Annotated in this window: 17 protein-coding genes; 10 read left to right on the forward strand and 7 right to left on the reverse strand. The window is 71.0% G+C overall.

Translation table 11 applies throughout. The annotated features are described in order from the left end of the window. Nucleotides 1–56: 56 nt before the first annotated feature. Complete coding sequence (locus tag EDF48_RS14135; RefSeq protein ID WP_131880776.1) at nucleotides 57–809, forward strand: glucose 1-dehydrogenase; 753 nt, start codon at nucleotides 57–59, stop codon at nucleotides 807–809. A 117-nt stretch (nucleotides 810–926) separates the two neighbouring features. Here EDF48_RS14135 and EDF48_RS14140 read toward each other — a convergent pair whose 3' ends face one another. Both EDF48_RS14140 and EDF48_RS14145 read right to left on the reverse strand, forming a co-directional pair. Next, entirely contained in the window at nucleotides 927–1,196 is a 270-nt protein-coding gene (locus tag EDF48_RS14140) for a hypothetical protein (protein ID WP_131880778.1), read from the reverse strand. Between the two features lie 11 nt (nucleotides 1,197–1,207). Beyond that, nucleotides 1,208–2,368, reverse strand: a complete 1,161-nt coding sequence (locus EDF48_RS14145; protein ID WP_131880780.1) for an inorganic phosphate transporter — start codon at nucleotides 2,366–2,368, stop codon at nucleotides 1,208–1,210. Nucleotides 2,369–2,473: 105 nt separating this feature from the next. On the opposite strand from EDF48_RS14145, the gene EDF48_RS14150 reads away from it, so the two are divergent. The 3 genes from EDF48_RS14150 (at nucleotide 2,474) to EDF48_RS14160 (ending at nucleotide 4,970) form a co-directional block, all read left to right on the forward strand. Next, nucleotides 2,474–3,352 carry an alpha/beta hydrolase gene (locus EDF48_RS14150; RefSeq protein ID WP_131846961.1) on the forward strand — a complete coding sequence of 293 codons (879 nt, stop codon included), beginning with the start codon at nucleotides 2,474–2,476 and terminating at the stop codon, nucleotides 3,350–3,352. An 85-nt stretch (nucleotides 3,353–3,437) separates the two neighbouring features. Beyond that, a complete protein-coding gene (locus EDF48_RS14155) occupies nucleotides 3,438–4,487 on the forward strand; it encodes a biotin/lipoate A/B protein ligase family protein (protein ID WP_131880782.1) in 1,050 nt (349 codons plus the stop codon). Nucleotides 4,488–4,640: 153 nt separating this feature from the next. Continuing rightward, nucleotides 4,641–4,970 (forward strand): hypothetical protein, encoded by a 330-nt coding sequence (locus tag EDF48_RS14160; RefSeq protein WP_131846963.1) that lies wholly within the window; start codon nucleotides 4,641–4,643, stop codon nucleotides 4,968–4,970. A gap of 41 nt (nucleotides 4,971–5,011) precedes the next feature. Here EDF48_RS14160 and EDF48_RS14165 read toward each other — a convergent pair whose 3' ends face one another. Next, complete coding sequence (locus EDF48_RS14165) at nucleotides 5,012–5,296, reverse strand: GNAT family N-acetyltransferase (protein WP_131846964.1); 285 nt, start codon at nucleotides 5,294–5,296, stop codon at nucleotides 5,012–5,014. A 55-nt stretch (nucleotides 5,297–5,351) separates the two neighbouring features. Between EDF48_RS14165 and EDF48_RS14170 the strand changes: the two genes are divergently transcribed. Beyond that, entirely contained in the window at nucleotides 5,352–6,242 is an 891-nt protein-coding gene (locus EDF48_RS14170) for a site-specific DNA-methyltransferase (RefSeq protein ID WP_207896266.1), read from the forward strand. Nucleotides 6,243–6,596: 354 nt separating this feature from the next. Here the strand turns inward: EDF48_RS14170 and EDF48_RS14175 are convergent, their stop codons facing one another. The 3 genes from EDF48_RS14175 to EDF48_RS14185 all read right to left on the reverse strand — a co-directional run bounded on the left by EDF48_RS14175 (nucleotide 6,597) and on the right by EDF48_RS14185 (nucleotide 11,537). Beyond that, a complete protein-coding gene (locus EDF48_RS14175) occupies nucleotides 6,597–9,086 on the reverse strand; it encodes an MDR family MFS transporter (RefSeq protein ID WP_279387372.1) in 2,490 nt (829 codons plus the stop codon). A gap of 146 nt (nucleotides 9,087–9,232) precedes the next feature. After that, the gene (locus EDF48_RS14180; protein ID WP_131846967.1) at nucleotides 9,233–10,477 is read right to left on the reverse strand and encodes a glycosyl hydrolase; all 1,245 of its coding nucleotides are present in this window, start codon (nucleotides 10,475–10,477) and stop codon (nucleotides 9,233–9,235) included. Between the two features lie 13 nt (nucleotides 10,478–10,490). Next, entirely contained in the window at nucleotides 10,491–11,537 is a 1,047-nt protein-coding gene (locus EDF48_RS14185) for a LacI family DNA-binding transcriptional regulator (protein ID WP_111085521.1), read from the reverse strand. Between the two features lie 121 nt (nucleotides 11,538–11,658). Here EDF48_RS14185 and EDF48_RS14190 point away from each other — a divergent pair, with 121 nt between their 5' ends. Genes EDF48_RS14190 through EDF48_RS14210 form a run of 5 tightly spaced genes read left to right on the forward strand, consistent with a single transcriptional unit; the run spans nucleotide 11,659 to nucleotide 18,394 of the window. After that, the gene (locus EDF48_RS14190) at nucleotides 11,659–12,948 is read left to right on the forward strand and encodes an ABC transporter substrate-binding protein (RefSeq protein ID WP_131846968.1); all 1,290 of its coding nucleotides are present in this window, start codon (nucleotides 11,659–11,661) and stop codon (nucleotides 12,946–12,948) included. Between the two features lie 30 nt (nucleotides 12,949–12,978). Beyond that, on the forward strand, nucleotides 12,979–13,917 hold the full coding sequence (locus EDF48_RS14195; RefSeq protein WP_123293696.1) for a sugar ABC transporter permease: 939 nt from the start codon (nucleotides 12,979–12,981) through the stop codon (nucleotides 13,915–13,917). A 33-nt stretch (nucleotides 13,918–13,950) separates the two neighbouring features. Then, nucleotides 13,951–14,805: a carbohydrate ABC transporter permease gene (locus EDF48_RS14200; protein ID WP_123293697.1), complete on the forward strand. Its 855-nt coding sequence runs from the start codon at nucleotides 13,951–13,953 to the stop codon at nucleotides 14,803–14,805. Next, nucleotides 14,802–17,123, forward strand: coding sequence for a glycoside hydrolase family 3 N-terminal domain-containing protein (locus tag EDF48_RS14205; protein WP_131880784.1), 2,322 nt, complete (start codon nucleotides 14,802–14,804; stop codon nucleotides 17,121–17,123). Before EDF48_RS14200 ends, EDF48_RS14205 begins: the two co-directional genes overlap by 4 nt. Then, nucleotides 17,120–18,394 carry a glycoside hydrolase family 125 protein gene (locus tag EDF48_RS14210; RefSeq protein ID WP_243650108.1) on the forward strand — a complete coding sequence of 425 codons (1,275 nt, stop codon included), beginning with the start codon at nucleotides 17,120–17,122 and terminating at the stop codon, nucleotides 18,392–18,394. The genes EDF48_RS14205 and EDF48_RS14210 overlap by 4 nt, the downstream gene beginning before the upstream one ends. 39 nt (nucleotides 18,395–18,433) lie before the next feature. Here the strand turns inward: EDF48_RS14210 and pgm are convergent, their stop codons facing one another. Continuing rightward, the gene (pgm, locus tag EDF48_RS14215; protein ID WP_131846971.1) at nucleotides 18,434–20,053 is read right to left on the reverse strand and encodes a phosphoglucomutase (alpha-D-glucose-1,6-bisphosphate-dependent); all 1,620 of its coding nucleotides are present in this window, start codon (nucleotides 20,051–20,053) and stop codon (nucleotides 18,434–18,436) included. Nucleotides 20,054–20,061 lie beyond the last annotated feature (8 nt).

Genomic DNA, 20,061 nt, shown 5'->3' on the forward strand with positions numbered 1-20,061 from the left:
GGTTTTCGGGTGTACCGTTGTCCTGGACAACAGGTGTTGTTCAGAGAGAAGGAATCATGTCCGAGTTCGAGGGCAAGGTCGCCATCGTCACCGGTGGTGGCAGCGGCATCGGCGAGTCCGTCGCGAAGGAGCTCGCCGCGGCGGGTGCCACGATCGTCGTCACCGACATCAAGCTCGACGCTGCCCAGCGGGTCGCGTCCGAGATCACGGAGGCCGGCGGCACCGCCAGCGCGTTCGAGGCCAACTCCGCCGTCGCCGCCGACAACGAGCGCATGGTCCAGTACGCCGTCGAGACGTACGGCGCGCTGCACCTCGCCGTGAACAACGCCGGCATCGGCGCCGCCCCGCAGAAGATCGGCGAGTACGACATCGCCGCCTGGGACCGCGTCCGTGCGGTCGACCTCGACGGCGTCTTCTACGGGCTCCGCTACGAGCTGCCCGCGATGGTCGCCGCCGGCGGTGGCTCGATCGTCAACATGGCGTCGGTGCTCGGCACGGTCGGCATCGCGCAGAACGCCGCGTACGTCGCATCGAAGCACGCCCTGGCCGGCCTGACCAAGGTCGCCGCGCTCGAGTACTCGGCGCAGGGCGTCCGCACCAACGCCGTGGGCCCGGGCTTCATCGACACCCCGCTGCTCCGCAACGCCATGACGCCCGAGGCCATCTCGGCGCTGGAAGCGGAGCACGCCACGAAGCGTCTCGGCACCGACAAGGAGGTCGCCGCGCTCGTGCTCTTCCTGCTGAGCGACAAGGCCTCGTTCATCACGGGCAGCTACCACCTGGTCGACGGCGGGTACTCCGCGCACTGACGTCGGTCGCGTAGGCGTTCCGGGCGTACCTGGTCGAAACGGGCGTACCTGGTCGAAAGTTTCGACCAGGTACGCCCGTTTCCGCTTCCCAGCGCGGGGGCGATGGGAAGGAACGTGCTAGTGGAACTGGGGGATCGTGAGCCAGATGCCAGCGAGCACGGCTGCCGCACAGACCGCGAAGCACAGGACGGCACCCGCCAGTGCTGCCGGCGGCGTGTGCCCGGACCGCGGGGTCTCCTCGGAGTACTGGGTGCGTTCACCCCCGGTGTCGAGCGGCTGCCCGGCGCCGAGCAGCCGCAGGCCGAGCGTGTAGACGAGCACGATGCCCACCGCGGCCACGAAGCCGACGCCCGCGACCAGGCCGATGCTCGTGAAGTCGATCTCCATCGTCGTTCCCCTCAGTCCTGCGCGCCGGCCGGCTGCGGCTCGGCCTGGTCGGTGGGTTCGGTCGATCCGGCGGCGACGTCGTCGTGCGAGATCGGCTTGCGCTTGGCGAGGACGTAGAACGTGAGCCCGCCGGCCAGGGCGAGCACCGCCACCAGCACGAGGCCGACCGCCGAGGTCGAGGCGAGCCAGGTCGCCAACCCGCCGACCACCGCGGCCGCCGGCAACGTGATCACCCACGCGACGACGATGCGGCCGACGACCGACCAGTGCACGTCGGCGAGCTTCTTGCCGAGCCCGGACCCGATCACCGAACCGCTGGTGACGTGCGTCGTCGACAGGGCGAAGCCGAGGTGCGACGAGATGAGGATCGTCGCGGCGGAACTCGTCTCGGCCGCGAAGCCCTGCGGCGACTGCACGTCGGAGATCTTCTTGCCGACCGTCTGCATGATCCGCCAGCCGCCCGTGTAGGTACCGAGGCCGATCGCGAGTCCGCAGGCCAGGATCACCCAGAGCGCCGGGCCGGTCCCGCTGTCCTGGTAGTTCGCGGCGATGAGCGTCAGGGTGATGACACCCATCGTCTTCTGCGCGTCGTTGGTGCCGTGCGCGAGCGACACCAGCGATGCCGAGACGGTCTGGCCGTGCCGGAAGCCCGTCGCCGCACCGTGCGTCGTGGCGTTCTTCGTGAGCACGTACGCCAGGTAGGTGGCCACCAGGGCGATGACCCCGGCGATGACCGGTGAGAGCAGCGCCGGCAGCACGACCTTCGACACCACCGTCGCCCAGTCCACCGAGTTCAGCCCGGCGCCGATGATCGATGCGCCGATCAGCCCGCCGAACAGCGCGTGCGTCGACGACGAGGGCAGCCCGAGGTACCACGTGGCGAGGTTCCAGAGGACCGCGCCCACCAGCCCGGCGAAGATCATCGTGGGGGAGATGTGGACGCCGTCCTGGCCCTCGCGGATGATGCCCTGCGAGACGGTCTTGGCAACCTCGGTGGAGAGGAACGCGCCGACCACGTTGAGGACGGCGGAGATGAGCACGGCGGTCCGGGGCTTGAGCGCCCCGGTGGCGACCGACGTGGCCATGGCGTTGGCGGTGTCGTGGAACCCGTTCGTGAAGTCGAACACGAGGGCCACCACGATCACGAGCACGACGATGACGAGGACGTCCATGCCGGGGACGGTAGGCCCGCCCCGAAGCCCCTGCGTGAACGCCGGATGAACAGGTGCTGGGTCACCCGGTTCTGCGAAGATGGCAGCGTCTGCGAAACTGCGGGTGTGCCCACCTTCTCCGCAGCGCGAGGCGACGCCTCGTTCACCGACGCCCACGGCGTCGAGATCGTCTACTCGACCTGGCGAGCGGCGCGCCCCAAGGGCATCGTGCAGATCGCGCACGGCGTCGGCGAGCACGGGCTGCGGTACGAGCCGTTGGCACAGGACCTCGTGCGTGCCGGGTACACCGTGCACGCGAACGACCACCGCGGGCACGGGCGCACCGGCCTCGGCCAGTGGGACGGCGACCACGCCAAGCTCGGTCGGCTCGGCCCCGGCGGACTGCGCGCCGCGATCGCCGCCGTCGAGCAGATGGGGGAGGTCGCCCGAGCGGACACCCCCGGCGTGCCACTGGTGCTGCTCGGGCACTCGTGGGGCTCGCTCATGGCGCAGCGGATCGTGAACAGCTCGTCGGAGTCGTGGGACGGGGTCGTGCTCTCCGCCACGGCCTACCGGCTGCCCGGCTGGATGAACAGCGGCGACCTCAACGCACGGCACGCGGGCTCCGGTCCGACCAAGTTCGAGTGGCTCACCCGCGACCGGAAGATCATCGACGCGATGTCCGTCGACCCGCTCGCCGTCGAGGCCGACGTCATCGGCCTGTTCGGGCTGCCCGACACACTCCGGCTGCTCGGGGTCCCGCGGCGGGGGATCCCGCACGACCTGCCCATGCTGCTGCAGGTCGGGTCCGACGACGCGCTCGGGGGGCCGCGGTCGGTCGAGCGGCTGGCGCAGGCCTACCGGCGGCGCGGACGACTGTCCGACGTCACGGTGCAGGTCTACGAGGGTGCGCGGCACGAGGTCTACAACGAGACGAACCGCGACGAGGTCGTGGCCGACCTGGTCGCGTGGCTGGACCGGGTGACGGCGCGCGCCGCGTCCTGAGACGGTACCGGCTGGCGGACGGGAGGCCCGTGGCGGCGCCGACCCGCGCCTCCAGTCCGACAGGTGGCGGGCGTAGGCTCGACGCGTGCACGGTGAGTACAAGGTCCCAGGTGGAAAACTGGTCGTCGGCGACCTCGACGTGGTGGACGGGAACATCCAGGAGTTCCGGCTCGCCGGCGACTTCTTCCTCGAACCCGACGACGCGCTGCCGCTCATCGACGAGGCCGTCAACGGGCTGCCGGCGACGACCGACGCCGCCGGCATCGCCGCGGCCGTCCGTGGGGCGCTCCCCGCCGACGCCGTGCTGCTCGGCTTCACACCCGAGTCCGTCGGGGTCGCCGTCCGCCGCGCGCTGTCCCGCGCATCGTCGTGGCAGGACTACGACTGGCAGATCATCCACGAAGGCCCGATCAGCCCGAACGAGCACCTCGCACTCGACCAGGTGCTGACCGAAGAAGTCGGCGCCGGACGCCGCGGTCCGACCCTGCGCATCTGGGAGTGGGACCAGCCCGCCGTCGTCATCGGGTCGTTCCAGTCGCTGAAGAACGAGGTCGACCCGGCCGGTGCCGAGAAGTTCGGCGTGCAGGTGGTGCGGCGGATCTCCGGCGGCGGCGCGATGTTCATGGACGCCGGCGCGATCATCTCGTACTCGCTCTACGTCCCCGCCGACCTGGTGCAGGGCATGACGTTCGCGGACTCCTACGCGTACCTGGACGAGTGGGTGATCGAGGCGCTGAAGTCCCTCGGCATCGACGCGTACTACCAGCCGCTCAACGACATCACCTCAGCCAAGGGCAAGATCGGCGGCGCTGCGCAGAAGCGCCTCGGCACCGGGTCCCTGCTCCACCACGCCACCATGAGCTACGACATGGACGGCGAGAAGATGGTCCAGGTCCTGCGGATCGGGCGCGAGAAGATGAGCGACAAGGGGACCACGTCGGCCGCGAAGCGCGTGGACCCGCTGCGCTCGCAGACCGGGCTGTCCCGCGCCGAGATCATCGACCGGCTGATCGGCACGTTCACGAAGCTGTACGGGGCGACTCCCGGCGCGGTGACCGATGCCGAGCGCGAGAAGGCGCAGGAGCTGGTGCGGACGAAGTTCGCGACGAAGGAGTGGCTCGAGCGGGTGCCCTGAGCGAGCTCGTGGTGGGCGGCCGGAGCAGAGGGGGGACGCTCCGGCCGCCGCTCGACCAGTGTGACGACCGACTCCATGAACCACACGTGCGGATCATGAGAATCCCCCGCGCGGCTGATGTCGTGGCCGGATCGTCCACGTAGCGTCGCTCGCGTGAACTGGTTGATCTTCCTGGGGGCGGTGGCCGCCGTGGCCGTCGTGGTGTGGATCGCCGATCGCGTGGGGTGGATCGACCTGTCGAACAAGTCCACGCGCAGCGGCGGATCCGGAGGCATCGGCGGGATGCTCGACGAGGTGTTCGCGCCGACCCGCCACGAGACGCAAGCCGAGTACGAACGGCAGTCGCGCCTCCCGAAGGAGGCACCGTCACCGGCGGACGACGACCACGACCTGCTCAGCGGCAGCGTGCTCATCAAGGTGCCGACGGTGCGGAGCGCCGGTCGGCACGAAGCGCGCGTCGGGACGCACAACCGGTCGTACTGAACCGCCGGCGGTCGCTCGCCGCTCGCCGCTCGCCGCTCGCGTCAGCGCGTCGTGAGTTCCTGGTAGTCCGGGTGCCGCTCGATCCACGCGTGGACGTAGCTGCACTGCGGCACGACCCGGAGGCTGCCGTCGCGCACGTCGTCGAGCGCGTGCTGCACGAGGATCGACGCGTGCCCGCCACCGCGGTGCGACGGGTCGACTTCGGTGTGCACGAAGCGGATCTCGTCGCCGTCGACCTCGTACGCCGCGAAGCCGATGACCTCGCCGTCCTCGACCAGGGAGTACTGCTGCTTGTCGGTGTCGTTGCGGACCTCGGGTGCTGCCATGCGGTGAGGCTACGCCGCGAGGCCGAGTCGCCGCTGGCTGCGCCAGAATGGTCCCGTGCACACGGGAGACGACCGAGGCCCGGACCGCGTCGTCCTCGGCGACGCCCTCGACGTGACCCCGGCGCTCGCCGACGGCACGTTCACCCTCGTGTACCTCGACCCGCCGTTCAACACGGGGCGGTACCAGCGTCGGCATGCTTCGTCCGCGGTACCCAGCGCCGACGGGCCGGTGATGGGGTTCCACGGACGGACCTACGAGCGGGTCCGCGGCGACCTGATGCGGTTCGACGACCGGTTCGAGGACTACTGGACGTTCCTCGAACCCCGACTGATCGAGGCCTGGCGACTCCTCACCACCGACGGCACCCTGTACCTGCACCTCGACTACCGCGAGTCGCACTACGCGAAGGTCCTGCTCGACGCGCTGTTCGGCCGCGAGTCGTTCCTGAACGAGATCGTCTGGGCCTACGACTACGGCGCCAAGTCCAAGTCGCGGTGGCCGACCAAGCACGACACGATCCTGGTCTACGTAAAGGACCCGTCGCAGTACTGGTTCGACTCGTCGGCGGTCGACCGCGAGCCGTACATGGCGCCGGGGCTCGTCACACCGGAGAAGCGCGAGCGCGGCAAGCTCCCCACCGACGTCTGGTGGCACACGATCGTGTCGCCGACCGGCAAGGAGAAGACCGGCTACCCGACGCAGAAGCCCGAGGGGGTGCTGCGGCGGATCGTGCAGGCCTCTTCGCGCGAGGGCGACTGGGTGCTCGACTTCTTCGCCGGCAGCGGGACGACCGGCGCGGTGGCGTCGGCGCTCGGGCGGCGGTACGTGCTGGTGGACGACAACCCGGCGGCGATCGACGTGATGCGGAAGCGCTTGCCGGGGGCGTCGTTCGAGGTGGCGGGTGCGGCCCCGGGTGGTCGCGCGGGAGCGGTGCCGGCGGGCTGACGGGCGGGGGCGCGGGGGCGCGGGGGCGGCGCGAGTGCGCGGCCGCGCGTGGGTACATGCGGGTGCATCGTGCGACGTTCCACGAGGTGATCGACGCGTGTCCTGTCGGAACATGCGCACGCACACGATGCGGGTGCATGCTGCGACGATCCACGAGGTGATCGACGCGTGGTTCGTCGGAACATGCACACGCACCGAGGGCGCGCGCAGTGCGACACCCTCGACGTCGTACGACATCGAGGTTGACGCAACCGCGCGCCCGCAACAGTTGCACGCGCGCAGAGACGACAAGGTCGACGTCGTGCGACGTCGACCTTGTCGTTCCGAGTCGGCAGGGCCGACCTGCGCCAGCGCCTACTCGGCCGAGTGCCGCCCGTGCGGGTGCGCCGCGTCGTCGGCGTCGTCCAGCCGGGAGGCCCGACTCGCCTCCGCAGCGTCGGCCCCGGTCGCAGGGGCGCCGGCGTCCACCACCGGGGCAGCGTGCGCAGCCCGGGTCCGGATGGCACCGGTCATCGTCGGGGGTTCGTCCACGGGCGCTGCCGCCGAGTGCGCGCCGTGCGTTGTGGCGTCGGGCAGGGGAGCACGGGTGTCATCCGTGGCGACGTCGTTCGGTAGCACCGACACGTCCGAGGATCCCACTGCGCGTGCTGACCGGGGCTGGGCGGGTACGTCGGGCGAGGTCGGCACCGAGTCCGACGACGCGATCGCGGCCGAACCCGATCCGGCGCCGGCAGCACCCGCGCCCGCACCGGCAGCCGCAGCGTCAGCGTCAGCGGTCCGTGCGGCGTCCGCCTGCTCCTGCAGCGCCGAGGTCTTGCGCAGCGGCGGCACCCGGAAGAACCAGGTCAGCACGAACGCGAGCAGGATCACCGCGAGGCCGACGTAGTACACGCGGACGGCCGAGTCGCTGAAACCGACCAGGAACGGACGGGTGAGTCGCTTGTCCGCGCCGTTCAGGAACGAGGTGTCGCTCGTCGCCGCGGAACCGGACGAGCTCGCACTCGAGTCGCCGCTCTTCAGCTGCTTGATGAGCGTCGGGGCGACCTCGTCGACGACGTTCTCGCGCTGTGCCTTGTCCGAGTAGTCGACCTGCAGCGTGCCGTCGACGACGGTCGCGTTCGCCTTGGCCGCAGCCGTCTCGAGGGCCTGCTGCTCGGCGGCCGGCTTGGCGTCGTCGACCTGCTGGGCGATGACGGTGTCGGCTGCGGCGGCGGGGAGCTTGCCGGCCGCGACCTGCTGCTGCACGGCGGCCGTGACCTGCTTCGTGACGGCAGCGTCGGCGGCTTCCTTCGCCTGTACGGCGCCGTTGTTCAGGCCGTCCTGCACGTTCTTCTGCACGGGATCGACGATCTTCGTCCAGATCTGGTCCATCACGCCCTTGTTCTCGGAGGCGTTCGCGACCGAGGGCGTGAGCGCGGCGTTGAGGGCGCTCTTCAGGTCGGTCTCGTTCTGCATCGCCGCGGTGATGTTCGTCGGCATCAGGGTGAACAGGACGGACAGCAGCACGGCGGTGCCCATGGTGCCGCCGATCTGCCGGAAGAACGTCGCGGCGCTGGTGGCGACGCCGATGTCCCGCGGGGACACCGAGTTCTGCGCCGCGAGGGTCAGCGTCTGCATGAGCTGCCCGAGCCCGAGGCCGATGCCGAACATGCCGAGCATCAGGAACCACAGGGGGCGGTCGGCGGTCAGGAACGTCAGGATCGTGAAGCCGATGGCCGTGAACGCCGTGCCCGTGATCGGGAAGACCTGGTAGTTGCCGGTCCGCGAGATGATCTGTCCCGAGGCGATCGACGAGATCATCAGGCCGAGCACCATCGGGAGCATCGCGAACCCGGACTCGGTCGGGGTGACGCCCTTCACGATCTGCAGGTACAGCGGGATGGTCAGCATCGCGCCGAACATGCCGAAGCCGACGAGCACGGACAGGATCGCGGACATCGAGAACACCCGCGAGCCGAACAGCTTCATCGGCAGGATCGCGTCGCTGCCCATCGCCCGTTCGACGATGATGAACGCGATCAGGCCGGCTGCACCGATGCCGTAGCAGGCGAAGGCGCCGGGGGAGCTCCAGCCCCACTCGCGGCCCTGTTCGGCGATCAGCAGCAGGGGCACGAGGGTGACGATGACGAGCGTCGCGCCCCACCAGTCGATCCGGGGCTTGCCGCGGTCGCCGAACTTCGGCAGGTGCAGGAACGTCAGCACCATGAACAGCGCGATGACGCCGATCGGCACGTTGATCAGGAACACCCAGCGCCAGCCGGAGATGAACAGCAGCTCGCTCGCGCCGGCGAAGACGCCACCGACGAGCGGGCCGATCACGGACGAGATGCCGAAGACGGCCAGGAAGTAGCCCTGGTACTTCGCCCGCTCGCGGGGGGCGAGCATGTCGCCCATGATCGCCAGCGGCAGGGACATCAGGCCACCGGCACCGAGACCCTGCAGCGCACGGAACCCGGCGAGCATGAGCATCGAGGTCGAGAACGACGCGGCGAACGACCCGACGATGAAGATGCCGATCGCCGTGATGAACAGCGGCCGCCGACCGAAGATGTCGGAGAGCTTGCCGTAGATCGGCGTCGTCACGGTCGAGGCGATCAGGTACCCGGTGGTGACCCAGGCCTGCTGGTCGAGGCCGTGCAGGTCGTCACCGATGGTACGGATCGCGGTGCCGACGATCGTCTGGTCGAGGGCTCCGAGGAACATCCCGGCCATCAGGCCGTAGATCACCAACAGGATCTGTCGGTGGTTCATCACGACGTTGGACGCCGTGGTGGGGGCCGCGGGTGCGGTCGCCGTCTGGGTCATGAGCAGGGTCTCCCGGTACCGATGCGCTGGCGAAACGATTTTTGCGCTGCCTGCAAAGTTACATCTGCCGCAAGTGCTCGGTTGCTCAGGAGCGGCTTCCTGTGTGGATCGGCAGTCACGGTACGCCCGGATCGCGGGCTCGGTGACGATCCCGGTTAATGGCCAGGAGGCCCGGCTCGGCCCCGTCAGACCGCTGCGGTCTCCACGACCCGGGTCACACCCCGTGCCGCCAGCGCCGCGGGGTCGGCTGCGGTCCGGCTCGTCACGACGGTCACGGCCTCACCGGCGGCGCGCAGGCGGTGCCAGCGCTCGAAGACGGGGCCGCCCGGCGCCAGGTCCGCCCGACGGATCGGCAGGTCGGCCGCGTCGACGTCGACCACGACGGCACTCGTGCGCGGGGTCGGGACCGGGGCGGAGCGCCGTGCGTCGGCGACGACCTCGGCGTAGCGCCGGCCGAGCGGCTTCACGCGGTTGTCGACGTCGAGCAGACCGAGCGAGTACTCCAGGTCCTTGAAGTCGCCCAGGTCGCGGGAGACGTCGTGGGAGCACCACCACGTGACCGCGTGGAGGCGTTCGGTCGTGAGGGCCGCCGCGACCGTGCGCTCGAGGAACTCGGGCATCTCGGACTCGGCGAGGTGCCGGTCGGGTGCCCCGACCTCCTGCAGCCAGACGGGCCGCTCGAGGTCGGTGGCGAAGGCGCGGGCGAGCTCGATCATCCACTCGGCGTGCCGGACGGACTCGTCGGAGAGTGCGCCGTACCGACCGGCCACCCCGTTGAAGATCCAGGAGTGCACGGTCGTGACGTCCCCGAGGCGGCTGGCGTGCGCTGGCACGAACGGGTGGCCGTCGCGGTACCAGAGGTGGTCGTTCTCGGAGTGCGTGACGACGTGTCGCGGGTCCTTGTCGCGGGGTGCGCCGAGCAGGGACTCGAGCCAGTGCGTCACCTGCGCGGTGTCGGCGGGCATCGCGGCGGGGTTCGGTGGCTGGAACTGGTTGAGCTCGTTGCCCAGGGTCAGCCCCGTGAAGTTCGGGCGGTCGCGCACCGCGTCGTACACGGCGGCGACCAGGGCGGCCTGCGCGTCGATCGCCGGCTGGTCCGTGAACATGTTGCCGTCGTGCCAGTTCACGAGCCAGGCGGGGACGAAGTCGAAGCCGGACATGTGCCCCTGGACGACGTCGACACTGGCGTCCAGCCCGAACTCGGCGGCGATGTCGACCACCAGGGCCACGTCGTCGAGGGCCCGTCGGCGGATGAGTGTGCGGTTCGGCTGCAGGGTCGGCCACAGCGGGAACAGCCGGACGTGGTCGAGGCCGAGGGTGGCGATCGCCTCGAGGTCGCGGCGGATCGCGGATTCCTCCACCGACTGCCACTGGAACATCCAGTCGGTCGAGGGCACGTAGTTCACGCCGAAGCGCGTGGCGGTGGTCATCGGTCTCCTTCGGTCAGGGAACGGTGGCGGCGGCTGGGGCGGGGCCGGTCGAGCCGCGGACGTGCAGGGCGCGCCCGCCGACCTCGGCATCGGTGACCTCGTCGCCGCGGACGAGTCGTTCGACCAGGGCGACGGCGGTGCGGGCGGACTCCTCGACGGGGGCGTCCAGGGCGGTCAGCGACGGACGCACGATCGACGAGACCCACGAGTCCTCCCACGCGACGACGGACAGGTCCTCGGGCACGCGGACGCCGAGCTCGGGGGCGTGCGCGATCACCTCGGCCGCGATCGCCTCGCCGTCCAGGACGATCGCGGTGGCGCGGTCCAGTCGGGCGAGCAGGTCGGCCACCGGGTCCTCGGCGTCGGCTCGCCACCCGAGCACGAGCGCGTCCACGCCCCGGCGCGCGGCTGCGGCGGTGAAGCGGGCGTCGCGGGCGCCGGTGTGCGCGAGTGCCGGGCCGTCCCCGACGCGGGCGATCCGGCGGTGGCCGAGCGAACCGAGGTGGTCGAGCAGGGACTCGGTCGCGTCGGCGTCGCCCACCGTGACCGCCGGGACGGTGCTGCCGGCGATCGGTGCGCCGAGCATGACGGCCGGGGCCGCCAGGTGCTGCAGCATCGGGATGCGGGGATCGTCGGTACGGACGTCGACGAGCAGGAAGCCGTCGACCCGCTGCTCGGTCCACCACTGCCGGTAGACGGCGGCTTCGTCGTCGGCCTGCACGAGGGTGACGGACAGCGACCACCCGATCGCGGCGAGGGGTTCGGTCAGCCCGGCGATCAGCCGCATCGTGAACGGGTCGCGCTGGAAGGTGTCGCGTGAGCGGGCGAGGACCAGTCCCAGGCTGTGCCCCGCGTTGCCGGAGAGCTTGCGGCTCGCCAGGTTCGGCCGCCAGTTCAGGTCGTCGGCGGCCTTGCGGATGCGGGCCGCGGTGGCGGCGGACACGTTCGGCCGCCCGTTGAACACGTGCGAGACCGCCGAGGTCGAGACGCCGGCGCGCTTGGCGACCTGCGCGATGGTCACGCGGCGTCGGTCGACGGCTCCGGCGGTGGTGTCGCTCATGCCGTCGAGCGTAGAGGCTTGACCACGTCGTGTAAAGCGGTATACGTTGCTCGTCACCTGAAGTACACCGCTGTACCAAATGCATCGCGATCGCTCCACCATCCACTGCCAGGGAGGCACCGTGACGGACGGCATCAGTAGGCGCACCCTCATCGGGGCCGGGCTCGGCGCCGGCATCCTCGCGCCGATCCTGGCCGGGTGCAGCGCCCTCACCCCGGCCTCGAGCGGCCCCGGCACGCTGAGCGTGCACACCCAGCTCAGCGGCGCGGTCGCGGGCGCGCAGACGTTCACGGACGTCGTCGCCGCCTACCGCCGCTGCACGGACCGCAAGGTCGCCCTGCTGTCGAACGGGTCCGACCTGCCGATCGTCTTCGAGACGAGTTCCCTCGCCGGCAAGGAAGCCGACGTCGCCATCGTGAACATGGTCGGGCGGACGTTGTCCTGGACGGGTGAGGACGCCACGATCGACGTCTCCCGGTACCTCGACGAGTGGGACCTGCGCGACAAGATCATCCCGGAGGCGCTCGAGGAGTGGACCGACGACCAGGGCCGGCTCCGGGCGTTCCCGTTCACCCGGACGAACTGGCCGGTGTCGTTCAACACGGCGCTGCTCGAACAGGCCGGTGTCAGCGAGATCCCGACGACCTCGGACGCGCTCATCGCCGCAGCCGACCGCCTGCGCTCCGCCGGCATCGGGCCGGTCACCGTCGGCGGGTCGGACTGGAGCGGGCAGAAGCTCCTCATGCAGGTGATCCAGGGGTTCGTGTCCCAGGGCGAAGCGGCGAAGGTCTTCTCCACGGGCAGGATCTCGGAGAGCGCCGGTGCGGTCCGCGGCGTCGAGCACTTCGTCGAGCTCCGCGACGCCGGGGTCTTCGTGGACTCGGTGCAGGGGTTCACCTCGGACTCCGAACTGACGCAGTTCACGACGCGCAAGGCCGCGATCGTCCCCGCGATGTCCTCCGCGCTGGCGCTGGTGTCGAAGGAACGCGCGAAGGAGGTCACCGTGGGCGGCTGGCCGGTCCCCTCGCAGCACGCGGCCATCGCGCACCCGAGCGTCATCAAGAGCTACAACGGGCACGGCATCTGGATCAGCGAGAACGGCCGGGCGAAGCTCGACCTCATCAAGCCGTTCGTGCAGTACCTGTACTCGTCGGCGGTGACGACCGAGTTCGTCCTCGACTCCGGCCGCGACATGAGCCGGATCACCGACACCGTCAGCCGTGACTTCCCGCTCGTCGCCCAGGCGTCGAAGCTCACCGACGACCAGGTCACCCCGGTGATGCTGCCCGACCTGCTCGTGCCCGACTCGGCGTACGAGCCGATGATCCGTGCGACCAGCCTGGCGTACGGCTCGGGCACCTCGGCCGACCGCATCATCGACCTCTTCGAGCGCGCCTACACGGCCGCCTGACCCACCCGACCCTGCGAGAAGGAGCTCCCCATGGCAGTGCTCGTCGAGGAACCACCCGTCCGGTCGGCGTCGACCCCGCCCGGGCCCGCCCGCCGCGGATCCCGCGCCGTCGGCAGCAGCCGCGGCAGCTTCCCGACCTTCGCGATCCCGGCGCTCGTCTGGTACGGCCTGTTCATGATCGGGCCGGTCGTCGCGATGATCGTGATCGCCTTCCTGAGTTGGCCCGGCATGCTCGTGTCGCCGACGTTCGCGGGGCTCGACAACTTCCGGGTGCTGTTCTCCGACGAGACGTTCTGGGCCGCGGTCCGGAACAGCACGGTGCAGATCGTGGTGGGGCTGCCGATCATGATCGTGCTGGCGTTCCTGCTCGCCTTCCACGTCGTGCAGAAGCCGCGCGGGCACAAGGTGCTCCGCTACCTGCTCTTCATCCCGGCGCTCATCTCGGCACCGGCCACGGCGATGATGTTCTACGCGATGCTCAACCCCGACGGCCTGGTCAACGGGGTGCTCGCGACGCTCGGCATCGGCGGCAAGGCCTGGCTGGCCGACCCCGCGACCGCCCTCGGCGCGCTCATCGTCGTCGACCTGTGGGCAGGCATCGGGTACTCGGCGGTGCTCATCGCGAGCCGGCTCGACGGCGTCGACACCGAGGTCGTGCAGGCCGCCCGCATGGACGGCGCCGGATCGTGGCGGCTGGCGTGGGGTGTGTACTGGCCGATCGCCCGCGACTTCATCGGGGTGGTGGCGATGCTGCAGTTTCTCTCGATGCTCTTCAGCTCGGCGCAGAACGTGCTCCTGCTGACCCAGGGCGGCCCGGGCACCGCGACCACGACGTTGTCGTACCTCGTGTACCAGAAGGCGTTCGTCGACACCGACCTCGGCTACAGCCAGGCCGTCGGCGTCGTCCTGTTCGTGCTCGGACTCGCCGGGATGTTCGTCATCCGCCGGGTCCTGCGCAAGACCCACTGACCGCCCCTGACCGACAGACCCCGGGAGACCACCATGGCGAAACCCACCGCCGGCATCCGGCTGCGTGACCGGATCGGCTCCATCACGAGCGGCACCGTGGCGTGGATCTACGCCGCCCTGCTGATCCTGCCCTTCTACTACTTCGTGGTGTCGTCGTTCAAGGACAACGACGGCATCTTCGAGTCCCCGTTGGCGCTGCCCGCGTCGTGGGACCTGTCGAACTTCACCGAGGCGATCCGCCAGGCCTCGCTCGGACCGGCCATCGCGAACTCGGCGATCACGACGGTGGCGGCCCTGGTGCTGACCCTCGTCCTCGCGCTGCCGGCGTCGTTCGCCCTCGCCCGGGCCACCGGCCGCGCCGGACGCATCGTCGAGGGACTGTTCTCGCTCGGGTTCCTCATCCCGTCGTTCGCGGCGCTGTTCCCGACGTTCCTGCTCGCGGCCGGGATGGGGCTGTTCCACACCCGGACGTTCCTCGTGCTCCTGTTGCCCGCGACCGCGATGCCCCTGGCCGTCGTGATCCTGACCCAGTTCATGCGAACGATCCCGCGCGAGCTGGAGGAGGCCGCGTCGATGGACGGCGCCTCGGCGTGGCAGGTGATGCGCCAGGTGTACCTGCCGATCTGCATCCCGGGCATCGCCACCGTGCTGCTGCTGAACTTCCTGTCGTTCTGGAACGAGTACCTGTACGCCCTGGTGCTCATCGGGCCGGACACGGCGCAGCGGACGATCCAGGTGGCGCTCCCGACGCTGAAGGTCGACGCCGGCACCGACTACGGGATGCTCATGGCCGGCACGCTGTTCACGCTGCTGCCGGTGTACCTCGTGTACTCGATCCTGCAGCGCCAGATGCAGCGCGCTCTGGTCTCCGGAGCGATCAAGGGATGACCGAGCACCAGACCGCGCACCCGACCGCGACCAGCCTCGACGTCCGCGCCCGCATCGGCCAGCTCAACCAGCGCCTGAAGGGCTGGGAGGCCGTCCGCTGGGTCGACGGCCGCCCGCGGATCACCGACGTCCTGCGCGCCGAGGTCGACCGGTGGGGCGGGATCGGCGCGGTCTACGGTGTGCTCCGCGCCGACCCCTGGTCCGGCGTGCACTGGGGCAACGGCATCCCACCCGAACGCTCCGCCGAGGCCTACGCCGCCGTGCAGGACCACGTCGTCGCGCACAGTGACGGCGGCGTCCCGACGCTCTTCGTGGAAGAGGTCCCGCACGGGCTGCAGGCCCTCGGCGGCACGACAGTGCCGGTGAACCTCGCCCTCGGCGCCGCGATGGACGAGCAGCTCGTCGAGGACCTCGCGGCCGCGGTCGCCGCCGAGGTCCGCGCCCGCGGTACCCACGTCGCCCTCGTCTCCGGGCTCGACGTCCTGCGCGATCCCCGGTGGGGTCGGAGCGAGGAGTGCTGGTCCGAGGACGCCGCGCTCGCCGCGATCATGGTCGCCGCCACCGTCCGGGGCATGCAGGGCGGCGGTCCGGGCCCGATCGACGACCGACACGTCGCGGTCGTCGCGAAGCACCTGGCCGGGCAGGGCGCCGGCATCGGTGGGCGGAACGGTTCCGGCGCCCCGATCGGCCGCCGTGAGCTCGCCGAGGTGCACCTGCCGCCAGCGCTCGCCGCGGCACGCGAACACGTCGCCGGGTTCATGGCGGCGTACAACGACGTCGACGGGGTGCCGTGCTGCGGCAACCGCGACCTGCTCACCACCACGATCCGCGACACGTGGGGCTGGGACGGGCTCGTGATGGCCGACGGCACCGCCATCGACCGGCTGCGCGACGTCACCCCCGACCCGGCCTCGGCGGCTGCGCTCGCGCTCCGTGCCGGGGTCGACCTGAGCCTGTGGGACGAGTCCTACACGCACCTCGACGGGGCACTGGACCGGGGCCTGATCAGCACCGGCGACCTGGACCGCGCGGTGGACCGGGTGCTCGCCCTGAAGCGCCGCGTCGGCCTGCTCGCGACACCGACAGCACCACCGGCGACACCTGCACCTGCACCAGCACCCGGCCCGGCCGAGAACGCCGAGCCACCGGAACGCGCGACCATCGCGCTCGCTGAACGCGCCGCTCACCGCGCCGTGGTCGCCCTGGGCGGAGCGCTGCCCGCGATCGCACCCGACGCCGTCGTCGCCGTGGTCGGCCCGAACGCCGACGACGTCGACGCCCTGCTCGGCGACTACTCACCTCCGCGGCCGCCCGTCGACCCCGGTGCGTCCACCGTCCGCTCCGCCCTGGAGGCCCGGCTCGGCCCCGCCCGGATCCGCACCGCCCGGGGCAGCGGGCTCCGACAGCCCCTGCCGGGCCCCGACGGGCTCCTCGCGGTCCGCACGGCGCTCCTCGGCGCCGACGTGGCGGTGGTGGTGCTCGGCGGCTCGAGTCGTCGCGCGTACGACGACGGCTTCGAGGACAACGGCGCCGTCAGCGGTCCGGCACCGGACACCACGAACGGCGAGGGGGTCGACCTGGCCTCGATCGCCGTGCCCGACGCGCAGCTCGACGTGCTCCGCGCCGCCCGCGAGAGCGGTCTGCCGGTCGTCGCGGTCGTCGTCGACGGTCGACCACGGGTCCTGAGTGAGGTGCTCGCCCTGGCCGACAGCGTGCTCGTCGTGCCGTTCCCGGGGCCCTCCGGCGGTCGAGCCGTCGCGGACGTGCTGTTCGGCGCCCCGGCCGAGGGGCGACTCCCCGCGACGTGGCCCGGCGCCGACGGCGTCCTGCCCGTGGCGCACGACGAACGCCTCGAGACGGCGCGCGGCTACGTCGACGTGACCAGCCGCTCGACCGTGACCGGTGCACCCGGGCCGGGTGGCGGGGTGGACGTCCGCCTGGCGGAGGGGAGCGACGCGGTGACTGCTGTGCGCCTCCTGGCCGGGGGCACGGTGACCGTCCCGGTGACGGTGCGCAACACGTCGGACGCACCCCGTCGGGTCTCGGTGCCCCTGTGGGGGCGGCGGCGTGAACCCGGTGTCCGTCCGCGGCGACGACGACTGCTCGCCCTGGTGACGGTCGACGTGCCCGCCGGTGGGACCGTCGACACCGCGTACGCGCTCGGACTCGATGCGCTCGGCACGTGGGACGCTGGTCTCCGGCTCGGTGCACGGCCGCTCGAACTCGACTGCTGGACGGACGACGTGCTCGATCCACCCGGGTCGACGCGGACCGTCCGCGTCACCGACGGACAGGAGTCAGTGCGATGGGTGTCGTGACGCAGACGCAGCTCGAGGAGATCACGCCGACGCTGGTGGCGGCCGCCGACCGGGTCCGAGCCGCGGTCGGCACCGAGGTCGGCGACCGCGTTGAGCGCGCGCTGGTCCGCACGCTGCGGGACACGATCTCGCTCGACGACGACGGCGCCTTCGTGATCACGGGGGACATCCCGGCGATGTGGCTCCGCGACTCGACGACGCAGATGACGCCGTACCTGCGGTTCGTGGCGGACGACCCGGCGCTCGCGGACCTGCTCTGGGCGGTCGTGCGGCGGCAGTTCCGGCTGATCGAGCACGACCCCTACGCCAACTCGTTCAACCGCGAGCCGAACGGCGCGCACTACGACCCCGACGACCTGAACGCCGACCCGCTGGTGTGGGAGCAGAAGTACGAGGTCGACAGCCTGGCCTACCCGGTGACCTTCGCGTACGCGCTGTGGCGGGCGACCGGGTCGACCGCGGTGCTGGACGAACGGGCGCACCGGGTGTTCCGCACGATCGTGGCGCAGTGGCGGACCGAACAGGACCACGACGCATCGGCCTACCGGTTCGTGCGCGACGGGGCGATCCCGACCGAGACCCTCGCGCGCGACGGCCGCGGCACCCCGGTCGCGGTGACGGGCATGACGTGGTGCGGGTTCCGCCCGTCGGACGACGCCTGCACGTACGGCTACAACGTGCCCGCGAACCTGTTCGCCGCCGAGGCGCTGCTCGCCGTCGCCGCGATCGCCCGGGACGTCTGGTCCGACACGGGCCTGGCGGACGACGCCGACGTGCTGCGCGCGAGCATCCTGGACGGCGTCCGGCAGCACGGCGTCGTGCCCGGGCCGGCGGGGGAGGACGTCTACGCCTACGAGGTCGACGGGCTCGGTGGTGTGCTGCGCATGGACGACGCGAACACCCCGTCGCTGCTGTCCCTGCCGTTGTCGGCGCCGTCGGTGCTCGACGACTCGGTGTGGGCGGCGACGCGGGACTTCGTGCTGTCACCGGCGAACCCGTTCTGGTTCAGCGGCACCGCGGCCGCCGGTGTCGGCAGCCCGCACACGTTGCCGCAGCGGGTGTGGCCGATCGCCCTGGCGGTCGAGGGCCTCGTGTCCGGGTCGCCGGCGCGCCGTCGGGAGCTGCTCGACGTGCTCGTGGCGACCGACGGCGGGACCGGCGACATGCACGAGTCGTTCGACGTCGAGGACCCGACACAGTTCTCGCGCCCGTGGTTCTCGTGGGCCGACGCGATGTTCTGCGAACTGGCACTGGCGGCGGCCGAGGACTGATCCTCGACCGCCGCCAGTGCGGGTCCTGCGGGTGGTCGGCTAGGCGCCGAGCGCGGCGTCCACGATCTCCTTGGCCTCGCGCTGCACCTGCTCCAAGTGCTCCTGCCCGACGAAGCTCTCGGCGTAGATCTTGTAGACGTCCTCGGTACCGGACGGTCGTGCGGCGAACCAGGCCTTGTCGGTGACGACCTTGACGCCGCCGACGGCCGCGTCGTTGCCGGGGGCCTTCGACAGCTTCGCGGTGATCGGGTCGCCCGCCAGGGTCTCGGCGGTGATGGCGTCGCCGTCGAGCTTCGACAGGCGTGCCTTCTGCTCCTTCGAGGCCGCGGCGTCGACGCGCTGGTAGACCGGGTCACCGAAGCGCTCGGTCAGCTCGACGTACAGCTGCGAGGGGGTCTTGCCGGTGACCGCGACGATCTCGGACGCCAGGAGCGCCAGGATGATGCCGTCCTTGTCGGTGGTCCACGCCGTGCCGTCGGTGCGCAGGAACGACGCACCCGCCGACTCTTCGCCACCGAACGCGACGGAGCCGTCGATCAGGCCGGGCACGAACCACTTGAAGCCGACCGGGACCTCCCACAGACGGCGCCCGAGCGATTCTGCGACGCGGTCGATGATGCTCGACGACACCAGGGTCTTGCCGATGGCGGCGTCGTCGCGCCAGGCCGGACGGTGTGCGTAGAGGTACTCGATCGCGACGGCGAGGTAGTGGTTCGGGTTCATCAGGCCGCCGTCGGGCGTGACGATGCCGTGCCGGTCGGAGTCGGCGTCGTTGCCCGTCAGGACGTCGAACTCGTCCTTGTGCGCCAGGACCGAGGCCATCGCCGAGGGGCTCGACGGGTCCATCCGGATCTTGCCGTCCCAGTCGAGCGTCATGAACGACCAGGTCGGGTCGACGTCCGGGTTCACGACGGTCAGGTCGAGCCCGTAGTGGTCGCGGATGAGGTTCCAGTACGGCAGCGATGCGCCACCGAGCGGGTCGGCGCCGATCTTCACCCCGGCACGCTTGATCGCGGCGATGTCGATGATGTTCTCGAGGTCGGCGACGTAGGTGTGCAGGAAGTCGTAGCGGTCGGGGGTGGCGTGCTCGGTGCGCTGCACCTCGGCGTTGCCGCCCTCGATGATCGCGTTCGCCCGGTTGGCGATCCAGCTCGTGGCGTCGCTGTCGGCGGGGCCGCCGTGCGGCGGGTTGTACTTGAAGCCGCCGTCGCGGGGCGGGTTGTGGCTCGGCGTGATGACGATGCCGTCCGCCGTGTCGGGGTTGCCGGCGCGGTTGTAGCGGATGATCGCGTGGCTCAACGCGGGGGTCGGCACGTAGCCGTTGTCGCTGTCGGCCAGGACGTGCACGCCGTTGGCGGCGAGGACCTCGAGCGCGGTGCGCTCGGCGGGGCCGGACAGGGCGTGGGTGTCGCGCCCGATGAAGAGCGGGCCGTCGGTGCCCTGCGACTGCCGGTACTCGACGATCGCCTGCGTGATCGCGGCGATGTGGGTGTCGTTGAAGGCGGAGTCGAGCGAGGAGCCGCGGTGGCCGGAGGTACCGAACACGACCTGCTGCTCGGCGACGGAGACATCGGGCACACGGTCGTAGTAGGCGGCGACGAGCGCGTCGATGTCGACGAGGTCGTCTGCGGTCGCGGGGGTGCCGGCGCGGTCGTTCATGGGTCCAT

This window comes from Curtobacterium sp. PhB191 (assembly GCF_004346515.1).
Lineage (GTDB): Bacteria > Actinomycetota > Actinomycetes > Actinomycetales > Microbacteriaceae > Curtobacterium.

Coding starts and splice junctions, on each gene's coding strand:
- EDF48_RS14135 (WP_131880776.1), top strand. CDS start 57: ATGTCCGAGTTCGAGGGCAAGGTCGCCATCGTCACCGGTGGTGGCAGC.
- EDF48_RS14140 (WP_131880778.1), bottom strand. CDS start 1,196: ATGGAGATCGACTTCACGAGCATCGGCCTGGTCGCGGGCGTCGGCTTC.
- EDF48_RS14145 (WP_131880780.1), bottom strand. CDS start 2,368: ATGGACGTCCTCGTCATCGTCGTGCTCGTGATCGTGGTGGCCCTCGTG.
- EDF48_RS14165 (WP_131846964.1), bottom strand. CDS start 5,296: ATGGCAGCACCCGAGGTCCGCAACGACACCGACAAGCAGCAGTACTCC.
- EDF48_RS14180 (WP_131846967.1), bottom strand. CDS start 10,477: ATGACCACCGCCACGCGCTTCGGCGTGAACTACGTGCCCTCGACCGAC.
- EDF48_RS14185 (WP_111085521.1), bottom strand. CDS start 11,537: ATGAGCGACACCACCGCCGGAGCCGTCGACCGACGCCGCGTGACCATC.
- EDF48_RS14195 (WP_123293696.1), top strand. CDS start 12,979: ATGGCAGTGCTCGTCGAGGAACCACCCGTCCGGTCGGCGTCGACCCCG.
- EDF48_RS14200 (WP_123293697.1), top strand. CDS start 13,951: ATGGCGAAACCCACCGCCGGCATCCGGCTGCGTGACCGGATCGGCTCC.
- EDF48_RS14205 (WP_131880784.1), top strand. CDS start 14,802: ATGACCGAGCACCAGACCGCGCACCCGACCGCGACCAGCCTCGACGTC.
- pgm (WP_131846971.1), bottom strand. CDS start 20,053: ATGAACGACCGCGCCGGCACCCCCGCGACCGCAGACGACCTCGTCGAC.